The 14,353-nt window shown below is 62.4% G+C and carries 10 protein-coding genes; 4 read left to right on the plus strand and 6 right to left on the minus strand.

Translation table 11 applies throughout. The features are described 5' to 3' along the window. Positions 1–4: 4 nt before the first annotated feature. From ACVMDN_RS25000 to ACVMDN_RS25015, 4 genes are all read right to left on the minus strand, one after another. Positions 5–1,825: an ABC transporter ATP-binding protein gene (locus ACVMDN_RS25000; protein ID WP_057020611.1), complete on the minus strand. Its 1,821-nt coding sequence runs from the start codon at positions 1,823–1,825 to the stop codon at positions 5–7. A 1-nt stretch (position 1,826) separates the two neighbouring features. After that, the gene (locus tag ACVMDN_RS25005) at positions 1,827–2,744 is read right to left on the minus strand and encodes an ABC transporter permease (RefSeq protein ID WP_057020612.1); all 918 of its coding nucleotides are present in this window, start codon (positions 2,742–2,744) and stop codon (positions 1,827–1,829) included. Positions 2,745–2,746: 2 nt separating this feature from the next. Further along, entirely contained in the window at positions 2,747–3,727 is a 981-nt protein-coding gene (locus ACVMDN_RS25010) for an ABC transporter permease (RefSeq protein ID WP_076834245.1), read from the minus strand. Between the two features lie 101 nt (positions 3,728–3,828). Continuing rightward, positions 3,829–5,391, minus strand: a complete 1,563-nt coding sequence (locus ACVMDN_RS25015; RefSeq protein WP_057020614.1) for an ABC transporter substrate-binding protein — start codon at positions 5,389–5,391, stop codon at positions 3,829–3,831. Between the two features lie 341 nt (positions 5,392–5,732). On the opposite strand from ACVMDN_RS25015, the gene ACVMDN_RS25020 reads away from it, so the two are divergent. From ACVMDN_RS25020 to ACVMDN_RS25030, 3 genes are all read left to right on the plus strand, one after another. Then, complete coding sequence (locus ACVMDN_RS25020) at positions 5,733–6,542, plus strand: HAD-IIA family hydrolase (RefSeq protein WP_233475840.1); 810 nt, start codon at positions 5,733–5,735, stop codon at positions 6,540–6,542. Then, positions 6,539–7,522 carry a phosphotransferase enzyme family protein gene (locus tag ACVMDN_RS25025; protein ID WP_076834296.1) on the plus strand — a complete coding sequence of 328 codons (984 nt, stop codon included), beginning with the start codon at positions 6,539–6,541 and terminating at the stop codon, positions 7,520–7,522. Before ACVMDN_RS25020 ends, ACVMDN_RS25025 begins: the two co-directional genes overlap by 4 nt. A 175-nt stretch (positions 7,523–7,697) precedes the next feature. Further along, positions 7,698–9,857, plus strand: coding sequence for a N,N-dimethylformamidase beta subunit family domain-containing protein (locus ACVMDN_RS25030; protein WP_141339852.1), 2,160 nt, complete (start codon positions 7,698–7,700; stop codon positions 9,855–9,857). Between the two features lie 367 nt (positions 9,858–10,224). Here ACVMDN_RS25030 and ACVMDN_RS25035 read toward each other — a convergent pair whose 3' ends face one another. After that, positions 10,225–11,268, minus strand: a complete 1,044-nt coding sequence (locus ACVMDN_RS25035; RefSeq protein WP_141339853.1) for a CapA family protein — start codon at positions 11,266–11,268, stop codon at positions 10,225–10,227. A gap of 52 nt (positions 11,269–11,320) precedes the next feature. Continuing rightward, positions 11,321–12,709: an MFS transporter gene (locus ACVMDN_RS25040; protein WP_141339854.1), complete on the minus strand. Its 1,389-nt coding sequence runs from the start codon at positions 12,707–12,709 to the stop codon at positions 11,321–11,323. Positions 12,710–12,878: 169 nt separating this feature from the next. On the opposite strand from ACVMDN_RS25040, the gene ACVMDN_RS25045 reads away from it, so the two are divergent. Next, a complete protein-coding gene (locus ACVMDN_RS25045) occupies positions 12,879–13,772 on the plus strand; it encodes a LysR substrate-binding domain-containing protein (protein WP_057020618.1) in 894 nt (297 codons plus the stop codon). The last annotated feature ends 581 nt before the right edge of the window (positions 13,773–14,353 follow it).

A 14,353-nucleotide genomic window follows, 5' to 3' on the forward strand; every position in this document is an offset into this window, starting at 1 on the left:
GCGCTCAGGCCGCGGCCTGCGCCGGGTCGCCGTCGAGAAGGTGGCAGGCGGCGAAGCGCCCCGGCGCGTGTTCGACCAGCTTCGGCGTCTCCAGCCGGCAGCGGCCGAACGCCTTCGGACAGCGCGAGGCAAAGCTGCATCCCGCCGGGATATCGATCGGGCTCGGCGGCTCGCCCTCCAGCAAGAAGTCCGCCGGGTTGAACGGCTTCTCCTCCAGCGTCGGGGCGGCCGAGAGCAATGCCTTGGTGTAGGGATGCTGGGGATCGAAGAACAGCTCGCGGTTGTCGGCGATCTCGACCATCTCACCGAGATACATCACGGCAATGCGCGTGCAGACCCTGCGCACCATTGCGAGATCATGGGAGATGAAGACATAGGTGAGGTCGTTCTTCTCCTGCAGCTTCGAGAACAGGTCCATCAGCCTTGACTGCTCGCGTTGATCCAGCGCGGACAAGGTTTCGTCGAGGATCAGCAGCTTGGGATCGAGGATCAGGGCACGCGCGATCGAGATGCGCTGGCGCTCGCCGGTGGAGAGCGTGTTCGGGAGCTGGTCATAGAGCTCGGCGGCAAGACCGACCTCGGCCATCGCTGCGATGACCCGGCTGCGCAGGTCCGCGCGGGCGACATTGCCGCGGATCAGCAGGCTCTCCTCGATCATGCGGCCGACGGTGGTGCGCGGCGGCAGCGCGTTGTACGGATCCTGCAGCAGCAGCTGGAATTCGCTGCGGGTGCGGATCAGCTCGCGCGGCGACAACGCCCCGAGCGACGTGCCGTTGAGGACGATGCTGCCGTTGTCGGGAACCTCCAGCCAGGCCAGCAGGCGCGTGAGGGTCGACTTGCCGCAGCCGGATTCCCCGACGATGCCGAAATTCTCGCGCGGCATGATGTCGAGCGTTACGCCGCGCACCGCCTGCACGTTGCTGTAGGTATTGAACGTCCCCCGCTTGCGCGCGCGATAGGTCCGAACAACGTGCTCCACCTTCATCAGCGGCACTTCGTCTTGCGCCTTGCGGCGGGCCAGCGGGCCCTCGGTGGTCGCCCACATGCGCGGCACACTGGCAATGGCCTTGCGCGTGTAGTCGGTCTGTGGCGAGGCGAGCAGGCCGGCAAACGCTTGCTGCTCGACGAACCGGCCCTGATGGAGCACGGCCGTGCGGTCGCCGAACTGGCCGAGCGTGGGCAAGGAAGACGACAGATAGATTGTCGCCATCCTGTGGCGGAGGCACAGGTCGTGGAGCAGCGCCACGATCTGTGCCGCGATGGTGACATCGAGCGGCTGGGTAATGTTGTCGGCGATCAGGACGGCGGGCTCGGCGCAAATCGCGTCCACGATCATCGCGCGCTGCATCATGCCGCCGGAAAATTTTGCCGGGTAGTCCCAATAGCGCTCCTTCGGCGATGGAATCCGGACCTCGCCGAGGAGCTGCACGACCCGCTCGCGGCATTCGCGCGGATTCCATTCGGGCCTGACGCTGTGCAGCTTTTCCGCGATCTGGGTCCCGACCGGTATCGTCGGATCGAGCGAGCTTTGCGGCTTGGAGCCGATATAGGCGATGTCGCGGCCGATCCGCACCTCGCGCGCCCCGGCGCCGAGAATGTCGTGGCCGGCGAACGTGACCCGTCCGGAGCGATACGCCAGACTTTCCGGCAGCCAGTTCGCCAATGCGCGGCTGAGCACGGTTTTGCCGGCGCCGCTTTCGCCATAGATGCCGAAGATCTCCGAGGTGTTGAGGCGGAAGGAGATGTGATCGAGGATCGGCGCGGCGCCCGACGCCGAAGCGCCGACCGTGAGGTCGTCAACCTCCAGAATGAGCGAGAGATCCATCTCAGAGACCCCCATAGATGCGGTTGCGCGCCTTCTCGAGCGCCGACCCCATCAGGTTGATCGAGGTAAGCGCGATAGCCAGGAACACGCCCGGCGTGGTCGCGATCCACCAGGCATTGATCAGGTATTTGCGGGAGTCGGCGATGATGCTGCCGAAGCTCGGCGTCGGCGGCTGGATGCCAAGCCCCAGGAAGCCGAGGATCGCTTCGAAGATCATCATGCGTGCGACGTCGAGCACGGCGACGAATGCGATCGGCGGCAGGATGTTCGGCGCGGCGAACAGAAACAGGATCCGCCAGTCCCCGGCGCCGAGCACGCGCAGGCCGCGGACATATTCCTTGCCGCGCTCGGTGACCGCGGCGCTGCGCGCCACGCGCGCGTAGAGCGGCCAGCCGGACAGCGCCAGCACGATTATGATGGTCGGCACCGTCGGCCGCGACACGCCGAGAATGGTGATCGCCAGGATGATCATCGGAATCGACAATTGGGCATCGGTGATCCGCATGATGACTGTGTCCCACCATTTGCCCTTGAAGCCGGCGAACAGGCCAAGGCCGCAGCCGATGACAAAGATGAGCAGGACCGTGACGACGCCGACCAGCAGCGAATAGCGCAGGCCGATCAGGCTGCGCATCAGCATGTCGCGGCCGAGCTGATCCGTACCCAGCGGATGATCCCAGGTCCATTTGTCGCCGAGAAAGACCGGCGACATGAACTTGTCCTTCACCACCATCTTGGTCGCACTGATCGAGGACACCTCGGGATAGATGGCCGAGGCCAGCACCAGCGCCATGAAGATGAAGAAACCGATCTTGAAGCTCGGCATGCGCCAGGCGGCGGCCATGATGCGGCGGTTGACGGAACGGATTGGGGCCGCCGGCAAGGCGGGCTCCTCGGCGATGATCGTGGTGGCCGTCATGCTCAGATCTCCACGCGGGGATCGACCAGATAGGCGACCAAATCCACGATGATATTGATGAAGACAAAGACGGCGCTGGTCGTGATGGCGATGCCCTGGATGACCGGAAAGTCGCGCCCGACGACAGAGACCACGGTCAGATTGCCGAGGCCAGGATAGTCGAAAATGTATTCAATTACGAGAACGCCGCCGATCAGCGTCGAAAGCTGGATCCCGAGCAGGTTGACTAGCGGCACTGCCGCGTTGCGCAGGGCGTGCGAATAGACGATGCGGCGGCGAGACAGGCCGCGCACCCGCGCCTCATCGATGAACGGCGCTTGCATGACCTCGCCGAGCGAGGTCGTCAGCGTGCGGATGATGAAGGGGGCGATCTCCACCGAGAGCACGAAGGCCGGCAGGATGACATAGGAAAACCCCTGGTAACCGAGCGCCGGCAGCAGCTTCAGCTTCACCGACAGAAACAGGATCAGAACGATCGCGAGCCAGAAATTCGGAATCGAGACGAACAGCGACTGCATTCCGAACGCCAACGCATTCTGCCAACGATGCTGGTGCAGCCCGCCCGCGATGCCGATCGGAAACGACAGCAGCAGCGCGAACACGAGCGCCATTCCGCCCAGTTGCAGCGTGAACGGCAGGCGTTCGAGGATGAGATCGATCACCGGCGCCATATCCGACTTGGTCGGGTCAACATACTGGCCGCCGGTCGCGATCATGCCGCTGCGCGGCCGCAAATAGGATTGCCCGAGATCGCCCTGTACCAGCCCGCGCATGTACCGACCATATTGCACGATGATGGGGTCGCGCAGCCCCATCTTGGTCGCGACCTTCTCGACCACATCGGCCGGCGCCATGCCGCCGACGATCAGGCGCACGGGATCGCCCGGCACCACGCGCAGCAGCGTGAAGATGATCAACGACGTGATGAAGACGATCAGGATGCCCTGCGCGATCCGCTTGACCAGGAATTCCAGGATCAACATCGAGAAGAGCTACCCTTGCAATTCATGAGGACCAGACCCGACCAGTCCGGCCTGCGTTCGCGAACCGGCAGGCCGGGCGTACCCGGCCTGCCGAGCAATCATCATGCCAATGTTGCCTTGGTCATGTCCTGCATGCCGTTCGGATAGATGTACAGACCATCCAGCTTCTTGCTGTAGGCATGGATGAAGACCGAGGTGAACAATGCGAGCGCCGGGGCCTTCTTGGCGATGGTCGGCAGCGTCTCGGTCTGCAGGATCTTCTTGCGCTCCTCGATTGTCGTGGCGTTGCGCTCCTTGTCCAGCACCGCGTCGATGTCCTTGTCGACGATGCCGGTGATGCGCTTGGAGGAGGAGTGGAAGTGGGTGCGCAGGACGAGATCCGGCTCGGGCGAGCCGGTGCACCAGCCGCAGTCGATCATGTTGCCCTCACCGCCGCCGGGCTTGTCGTAAAGCAAATTACCCCACGCCGCGACTTCGAGCGTCTGCAGATTGACCTTAAATCCCTGCTCCTGGAGCATGCCGGTAATCAACTCGGCATATTCCTTCGTCTTCGGATAGAAACCGACCGACGTGTAATAGGTGAGCTCGGGCAGGCCCTGGCCTTTGGGGAAGCCGGCCTCCGCGAGCAGCTTCTGCGCCTTGTCCGGATCGAATTCAGGATAGTCGGCCACCTCGGCATAGCCGAACTTGACCGGCGAGATGTGCGCCTTGGAATAGATGCCGGAGACGCCGAGCACGTCGAGCACCTGCTTGCGGTCGATCGAGTAGCATGCGGCGAGGCGAATGCGCGGATCGTCGAACGGCTTCTTCGAGCAGCGGAAGAACAGGTATTTGTTCTCGACCGAAACCGCCTTGTGGATGCTGAAGCGGGCATCCTTCGAGATGGTCTCGACCTGCTCCTGCTCGAGCCGCTCGATGATGTCGGCCTCGCCGTTCAACAGCGACAGCGTGCGCGTCGTGGTGTCACCGACGAAGTGATACTCGACACCCGGGATCTTCGCTGCGCCGAGGAAGAAGTCGGGATTGGCGGCGAGAACGGTGGTGTCGCCTTTCTGCTCGACATATTTGTAGGGGCCCGTGCCGTTCATGCGCGCCGAGAGCTGCGCCTTATTGGCAACGTCCTTGGCCGACATGATCGGCAGGAAGGACGACAGGTAGTAGTAGAGCGTCGCCGGATAGCCCTGCACCTTCGTGTTGATGTGGCAGGTGTAGTCGTCGACGACGTCGACGGTGACGAGACCGGGGTACCACTGCGCCGGACGATCGGGTTGGCAGCCATATTCATAGGTCGCCTTGACGTCGGCCGCTGTGAACGGGGTTCCGTCATGAAATTTGACGCCCTTCCTGAGTTTCACCTCCATCGTATAGGTGTCGATGGGCTTCATCGATTCAGCCAGCTCGAAGATCAGTTCGTCCGGCTTCTCCGGCCGCATCGGCGCCCGCGTCAGGTAGCCGAACACGAAGCCCTCGACGATGAGCTGGCCTAGATTGGTATGGGTGGTTGGGTCCCAGTTGCCGGTCAGCGCTTCCGCGCCGAGAAAGCGCAGTGTCTTGCCTTCGGCGGCAAAGGCGGAATTCACAAGAAAGTCGGGATTGACCCGCCCGAAGCCGAACGCCGCGGCCCCGGCCAATCCCCCTAACATCAAGTCTCTGCGGTTGATCATATGGTAATCCCTCGATGATTTCGGCAACGCTGAAACTGCTCTCGAGGCCGCAAGGCACTCAGCCGTTTCGATCGTCTTGCACAAATCGTGGCTTTCACGCCTGCAAAGCCTAGACCAAAGGCCGCAATCGCCCGATTCCTGCTGCTCCACGATTCCGTTGCTGACACTCCCGGGGCGCCGCAGTCGCGCACGGAGATTTTCCGCTCCCGGAAGCATGGCGCACACCGGCAAGGCAAGGACGCCTTTCCAATGTGCAGCACACAAATCATGGATGCACAGAGCAGCAACGCCATGCAGACAACCATATGATCACGCTCGCGGAACTGAACGGAATCCCAGCATTGGAACAGCGCGTTGCTCCGGCCAACCATCCCATTCGCGGCGTCATCTCGGATCTCGACGGCGTCGCCTATCGCGGTGACACTCCGATCGACGACTCCGTCAAGGCGTTTCGCGGATGGAGCGAGCGGGGCCTGCCCTATGCGTTCGTCACCAACAATTCGACGAAATCCGCCGCGCAATTTGCCGCCAAGCTGAGCCGCATCGGCATTCCGGCCGAACCGTCACAGGTCTTCACGACGATTTCGGCGGTCACGTCCCTGCTCGAACGGCGCTGGCCGCGCACCACGCCCGTGTTTGCGATCGGCGAACGACCACTGCTCGAGGCGATCGAGGACATTGGCTATCACCTGACCGACGTCAAGCCCAAGATCGTCGTGCTCGGCTTCGATGCCACGCTCGACTACGCCAAGCTGCGCACCGCGGTCAGGGCCGCACTCGCCGGCGCAACCGTCATCGCCACCAATCCCGATGTCCTGACGCCGGTTCATGACGGCTACGATCCCTGCGTCGGCGTGATCACGGCCGCGGTTGCAGCGGCCGTTCCCAATACGAAGCCGATCGTGCTAGGCAAGCCGCAACCGTTCCTGATCGAACAGGCGCTGGCGCATCTCGGCACCGCCCGGCATGAGACCGTCATGGTCGGCGACCAGATCGGTACCGATATCGCAGCAGGAAAGGCCGCCGGCATGCGGTCGATCCTGCTCGCCAGCGACGTCCCTTTCAATGCGGTGGCGGACGTCGTTCCCGATCGCATCATCGCGAGCCTTCTTGACCTCGCGGAGCCCGAGACGGTCGGTTGGCCGCGATGATGACTCCCGGCCTCATCGAGAGCATGCAGACCTCTCTTGCCGCGAGCCTGCCGCGCTGGGGACTATCATCGCAATCGACGCTCGCCTTTCTCAGCCATTCCGAGAACACCACCTTTCTCGCGCAAGATCCGGCCGCTCGGCAAAAACTCGTGTTGCGCGTGCAGCGGCCCGGCTATCACTCACCTGACGAGATTGCGTCCGAGCTCGCCTGGATCGACGCCGTGATCGCAGACAACGTGGTGCTCACGCCGCGCCCGGTCGCCGATCGGGAGGGACACCTGTTATGCCCCATTCCCCTGAGTGGTGCGACACGACACGTCGTTGCATTCGAATTCCTCAGCGGCAGGGAGCCGGACGCCTCGGACGATCTGGCCACCTGGTTCGGCAAGCTCGGCGCGACCAGCGCGCGGCTTCACGCGCACAGCCGCCGATGGACATTGCCATCAACGTTCCAGCGCAAGGTCTGGGATTTCGATGCCATGCTGGGCCGCCGGCCACTATGGGGTGACTGGCGCGCCGGTCTTGGCCTGCGCGACGATGGCCGCAGGCTGCTGCAGAGGGTCGCCGACGAACTTGAACGGCGCGTCGAGGCTTACGGACTGGGCGAGCAGCGGTTTGGCCTCGTTCACGCCGACCTCCGCCTCGCCAACCTGCTCGTCGAAGGCGACCGGCTCGGCGTCATCGACTTCGACGATTGCGGCTTCTCGTGGTTCTTCTATGACTTCGCCGCGGCCGTCAGCTTCATCGAGCACGAGCCGGTGATGGACCTGCTCCAGCAGTCGTGGCTTGCGGGATACCGGACCGTCGCACCGGTCTCGCACGACGACGAGGCCATGCTGCCTGCGTTCGTGATGCTCAGGCGCATGCTGCTGACGGCCTGGCTCGCTTCGCATTCGGACACCGAAACCGCGCGACGCCTGGGTACGGGCTACACCGACGGAACGGTCGCGCTCGGCGACCGGTTCCTGCGCGGATCGTGACGCGGACTTTCGGGACCAGCCGCGGCGCGCCTGTCCGTTTCTCCAGTGTTGTTGCTCCCGGACTCCAGAATGCCGCAACAGATGTTTCCCCGCCGGCTTTGATCCGCGAATGATGGGCGCGCTCGGACATTGCGCGTCCGAAGCGGACTTAACCAGCGAGCGTGGGCAGCGTCAGATGGATATCCAGGCTTATTTCGAGGAGTGGTCCTGCGAGCCCGGCGATGTCGTCCGGCTCGCGATCAGCACGCCGCACGCCACCGTCCGCGCAAGCCTCGTGCGACTGGTCTCGGGTCCCGGGCGCGACGAAGCGATCGAGGGCAAGGTGGTCGATTTCTCGTCGGTGCTCGACCGCACCGTTTCCGGCGGCGTGCAATCCACGGTGGTCGGCTCGCACGCCGAATTTCCGCTTCCCTCACCGATCAACGATGCGGCGATCAGCGTCCATTGCTGGGCATGGCCGACCGTCCCCGAGCGGAGCGCGCCCCAGGCCATCTGGTCGATTGGCGACGTCGCGCTCGTCATCATCTCAGGCGGTCTTGCGCTTCGAATGGGCAGCGCAACGCTCGCAGTCTTGCCGGATGCGATCATCGCCAAACACTGGTATTCGATCCTGACTACCATCGGCGACGGCGAGGTCTGCATCGACCTCAGGCGTCTTGATGCCAAGGTTGGGGCACAACGCACGCTCCGCGCGGCAACCGGCGCGACGGCAAACGCGGCAACGCTCCTGCTCGCGGCGGCCGGCATCGGCCGGTCCGGGTCGCCGCTGGAGCCATATAATGGCAAGATCGACTCGCCAACGCTGTACCTCGCGAAGCCATCCGCCGAGATGATCGCCGCATGGCACGCGGGGAAGACTTCCACGCAGCCGGCATGGGCAGCATGGAAACTCGGCAGGGACTTCGCGTCGGAGACGATTGAGCCGGACGCTGGAGGCGAACAGGGGCACCTTGTCAACGGCGTCGAGCGCGGTGTGACCGGACGCAACTGGGACGGGCGAAGCGACTCCTTCGTCGAAGTTCCCGAGCAGTACTGTGCGCTGCAATTCCACGACGACGACATGGTGGATGCCGGCTGGAGGTATAATCTCGAATTCCGCCTGCCGGAGGACCTTCAAAGCGGAGTCTACGCAGTTCGGCTCGAGGCCGGCGGACGCCGCAATCATTTTCCGCTGTTTGTCAGACCGGTCCTGGGCACCTCGGCACCCGTGCTGTTCCTGGTGCCGACCAACACCTTTCTGGCCTATGCGAACGACCACCTGGCTTCGCTCGATTTCTCATCGGTGATGCCTCATGACAAGGTGGTGCCCGAGGACGAACAGTACCTGTTCTCACATCCCGAGCCGGGCCGCTCCTGCTACGATACCCATGCCGACGGAACGCCGGTTCGCTATTCGGGCCGCCGACGACCGCTGTTCAACGTCCGCCCTGGTTTTCCGAACTGGCTAACGGGCTCATACCGTCACTTTCCCGTCGACATGTACATCGTCGAATGGCTAGAGCACCTCGGCATCGAATATCATGTCGCAACCGACGAGGATTTCGAACGTGGCGGCCGCAACCTGGCCGACCGGTACGCGGCGATCGTCACGGGCTCGCACCCGGAATACTGGACACGAACCGGCCTCGATATCCTCGACGGATACCTGCATGACGGCGGACGGGTCATGTATCTTGGCGGCAACGGCTTCTACTGGGTAACGAGCCGGCTCAGTGCAAAGCCCTGGGTCATCGAGGTGCGCCGCGACAACAGCGGCACGCGCTGCTGGGATGCCCCCTATGGCGAACGGACCCATGTTGCGACGACTGAAGCCGGCGGCATCTGGCGCACGCGCGGCCGCGCCCCGAACAAGATGCTGGGCGTGGGCTTCGCATCGGAGGGATGGTCGAAGGGCTGCGGCTATCGGCGTCTGGAGGCGAGCTACAATTCGCCTGCCGCGAAATTGTTCGACGGCATCACTGAGGAAATCGTCGGCGATTACGGCTATGTGCTGGGTGGAGCGGTGGGAGACGAGGTCGACAGGTACGACGTTACGCTCGGAAGTCCCGAGCATGCCTATGTGCTCGGGACTTCGACCGGGCTTGGCAACGAGTATCAGCTCGTCATCGAGGATCTCACTCTTTCGCTCCCGGATCAGGGAGGCGCACAGCGGCCTGACGTGGTGAGATCGGACATGGTCCTGTTTCCGATCGATGGAGGCGGCTGGGTATTTTCGGTCGGCTCCATCGCCTATGCCGGCGCCCTGGCCTGGAACGGCTGCGACAACGGTCTTTCGCGCCTGACGGCGAATATACTCAGGGCCTTCACCGGCAAGGAGCCGGTGCTCGGAGCATGAGACCGTCAGTGCGACTTCGCCCCTGAAACGAAAGGTCAACGATCCTCGTTCGGCCACTCATACGTTCTGGTTGCAGGATTGAGTGCAAGAAGATCAACATCTTACTGGATACTCGTTGTCCCCCAGCGCGGCGACCGCACAGATACGTGCTTCTTTTTCGTTCGCGCGCAAGTTCACAAAGGCGACTAGCATCGCATGGTGAGTGCGATACGGTGGTACATGGAAGATCCAGGGCTTTTCCGCCCAAGGAGAATGTCTGACAGGCGGCAGGCGCTTTCCTCGCAGTCAGGAGCGAGGCCTCTTGCTCCCCTGATTGGATATCGCTCGGCAAAACAACGGCTCGGGGGAGTCAGCAGCCGCGTTAACCTTACATACCCTCAAGCCGCAGGTGAGTGGCCCTCGACAAGACGATTGAGTCTCCGAGTTTCCTGCTCAGCTGCTCGAAACGGCCGAGAATGTCCTTGCCCGCGCCGGTGTCTGCACTATGTACGCAGATATCGTTGTGCTCGTTGCGACGGACCGGTAGTAATTCAATTTCGGTGATCTTCTTCCCCGCGATCAAGCACCGCAGCGCCAGACCATCGAGATGACGGCCGCGCATAACGTCCCAGTCGAACGCAAAATTGCCAAGGCTGTAGAAGATCGGCTTACCCTGATAGATTTCGCCGGCCTGGACCACATGCGGATGGTGGCCGAACACCATGTCTGCCCCCACGTCGATGGCGGCTCGGGCTATTTCGCGCTGATATGCGACTGGCTCCTCTTTGGACGACACGCCCCAATGGCATGAAAGGATCACAAGGTCGACCTTGGTCCGCAGAGCGCGGACATCGTCCCGCATGGCCTCGAGTTCGTCGGCGTCTGCGAATGTATGCGTGATCGGCTCAGCACCCGGCATCTCCAGCGCGCGCGGGCCCGGCTCATAGGCGGCGTGGGCCTTGATGGTGGCGCATCCGGGGCTGTTGGCTGACGCGGCGTGATTGCTCGGCCAGAACACCGATGTGTAGCTCAAGAAGCCGAAACGAACCCCGTTCTTCTCGATGATTACCGGCTTCCTGGCCTCGGCCAGCGTTTCGCCAACGCCACAGTGGAGGATCCCCGCCGAATCCAGCGCCTTGACGCTGGCGACGGCGGCGCGCGCGGGATAGGCGACGTTGCTGGCGCAGCTCACGCCGACATAGCCCGCCTTCTTGAGCGCCGGACCTACCTTGGCGCCCGAATGGCGCCAACCCTTTTTGTGCGGGATATCGGGCCGCGCGGGATCGATCGAGGGCTCGGCAAGCGGGCCTTCCAGCTGTCCGAACAAGACATCGGCCGATGTCAGCATGTCACGCACATTGACGAATGCGCTGAAAGGATCTTCGCGGTTCTGGATGTTGGTATCGCCCAAGATGAGCAGCGTTTGATCCATGTGCAGTTCCTTTTTCGTGAGCTCTGGTGTGGGTGTCGGGATTGCGACCAGATCAGGCCGCGCTTTCAGCGGAGCGCGATGTTGTCACCGCCGCTTCGCCATCGCGCGCTGGCGCGATCGATTCCAGGGAGCGCTGGTTGGTTTCGATACCGAACAAGAGAATACCAAGCGCTAACAGCAGATAAAGCGACGCAATGGCGTAGAGCACTGATGGGAGACCATAATTGTCATAGAGCGACACAACCATGTAGGGCGATGCGATGACAGCAATCCGCCCCGTCATTTGGGCGATGCCAGAGCCGCGGAAGCGATATTCGGTTGCAAACAACTCCGGCGTGTAGCCGCCGAGACCGAAGCCGATCATCAGGCTCATGCCGCCCTGCAACAGGAAGCCAAAGATCAGCACCCAGGCGGGATCGGTCTGCTGCGAATACGCCAGCGCGAACACGCCACACCATAAGGCCGCAAACATGGTGCCGCGACGGCGTCCAATCCAGTCGGAGGTCAGCATGCCGACCAGCGGCCCGAGCGAACTGCCCAGCGCCATGACGGTCGCAAAGCTGAGCGACTTCGTGACACTCAGTCCCTGTTTGACGAAGAAGGTCGGCACCCAATAGGAGAAGCTGTAGGAACCGACCAGGCAGGTGATGCAAACCGCCATCGCGAGCAAGGTGCGGGTGACGACGCCGCGCGAGAACAGGATGGAGATCGGTACCCAGGCCGGCGCAGGCGCGGCCACTGATATCACCGGCGGGAGAGGCCCCGCCTTCGAGGCCTCAGCTTCGATATCCTGCATGATCTTTTCGGCTTCTTCATAACGGCCGCGCGCTTCGAGCCAGCGCGGCGACTCCGGAAGCTTGCGGCGCAGGAACCAGACCCATAATGCGCCGCAACCGCCGATCAGATACATCGGCCGCCATCCAAGTGCTGGAATGACGAATAGTCCGGTAAAATTCACAGCGAATGTCGATGCCATCGACACCACGCTGATCAGGCCAAGCGCCCATCCGCGCCGTTGCGGCGGCACAAACTCGCTGACCATGCCGTAACCGCAGACATATTCTGCGCCGATCCCTACTCCCATGAAGAAACGCATCGCCATCAGCCAGGTCATCGAGGGCGCGAGCATCGAGAGCAGGCACATGCTGCCGAAAATCAGAAGATTGAACTGATAGGCAAAACGCCGGCCGAACCGGTCACCGACCAACCCCGTCATCAGCGCGCCAATGGCGAGGCCGGCAAAGGTGATGGAAATGTAGTGGGCATTGGTCTCCATGTTCGACCAGCCCTCCTTAACGAGGGCGCCCAACACGCCGGCGGCCATCTGGTTGTCGAAACCGTCGAAGAACATCCCGAGGCCGATCAGGCTGAGAATCCGCCGCTGGAATGCGCCCATCGGGAGCCGGTCAAGCCGGCCCGCGGCGTTAACGGGGGTGGTCATAGAAAGCGTTTCTCCCGCAAGTAGCGGCGTTCAGCGCCGCTTATGCGGGCAAAATAAGCGGAATGCTTTGGGCCGAGTATGCTAATTTACTCATCACGACGATGACTTATCTTCAGAGCAACACAGAGAATGCGGCGCGGACGCGATCAGCCCTCAGTGGGAGGCGCTGATGGCCCGAAAATTGCCCCCGCTGAATGCACTTCGCGTCTTCGAGGTCGCCTCCCGCTCCGAGAACTTCACCCACGCCGCCAAAATACTCAACGTCTCGCAGGGCGCCGTCAGCCGGCATATCGCCCAACTCGAAGCCTTCCTTGGCCTGCGCCTGTTCGTCCGTAATCAACGCGACGTCAAGCTGACGACGCAGGGCGAACAGTACGCGCAGGCCATTGCCGAAGCCTTTGATCGCATCGAACTCGCGACCCAGGTCAGCCGCCGGGACAAGCAGAATCGCGTGGTGCGGATACGGCTGTTTCCCACGGTGGCGATGAAATGGCTGGTCAAGCGGCTCGCGCGCTTCCATACCATTTACCCAAGCATCAATGTGCAGGTCACGATCGCCAACGATCTCGTCGATGTGAGCGCTGGCGAGGTGGACTTCACCATTCAGACTCCCGCCATTCCAAAGCCCGGCGTGCGTTACGACACGCTGTTTCCGATCGAGCTGCTGCCGGTTTGTAGCCCCGCCGAATTCAACAAGCATCCACCCGTGCACGATTCACGAGAGCTGCTCGACCGCACGTTACTTCATTCAATGAAGCGCCCGCACGATTGGCGGATCTGGTTTGAGGCGGCGGACGTCACACCCGGGAGCTTTCGCGAAGGACTGTCGTTCGGCAATTCCTCGCTAGCCTATCAAGCGGCGATCGACGGGCTCGGCATCGCGGTGGCGCATCTGGAACTGGTCCAGGACGATCTCAAAGCGGGACGACTATTGGCGATCCATCCGCTGGTGGTACGAACCGCCGACAGTTACCACCTCGTCGGCCGCGAAACCGACGTTGGCAGGCCGGAGATTGCTGCATTCCGCGACTGGCTGCTGTCCGAAACCAGGACACAGAATTGACGTTTCTCCATCGGCAAGATCTTGCTCTGCTATTGTCAAATCAGCATCGCTGCGAGCTCGCCGACGGCGCTTGGATCGCCATTTGCCTTGGCTACGCACTTCAGGTGTCACGTTGCTCTAGTCTAGGCAGGGATTTCCTCTCGAAATCCCGGCTTATTTTGTTCGTCAGGCCTATACACGTATCGAGCTGGGCATCTGCCAGAAGCGAAGGCGGCTGATCCGCGAAGGTTAGGGGGGATCTCGCCACGCCTTGGCGCTGATGTTTTATTGCTTCTACATCAATGGCTAGGTGAATGATCCGGCCGGCCGAGGAATTCGGAGTCACCGGGAACAGTCTGGCCAACGTCTGCGACAGGCTGGACGTGCTTTATCTTCCGCGCGGCCCCTCGGCCAAAGAAGTAAGCCGGAAGCCGGTCGTCATACTTGAGCTTTCACCTCGGCGGGACAGGATCCCAAACACGGCAGATAAGGGAGGTATCTCTTTTTCCCCTGGCGTCGAACCAACCGACCACTGCTTGCTACGCCGAACACGACCCGTCTGTCTGAAGAGATGGAGCTTGCCATGCGGCGCATTCGGCCTG

The organism is Bradyrhizobium sp. USDA 4510 (assembly GCF_054059095.1).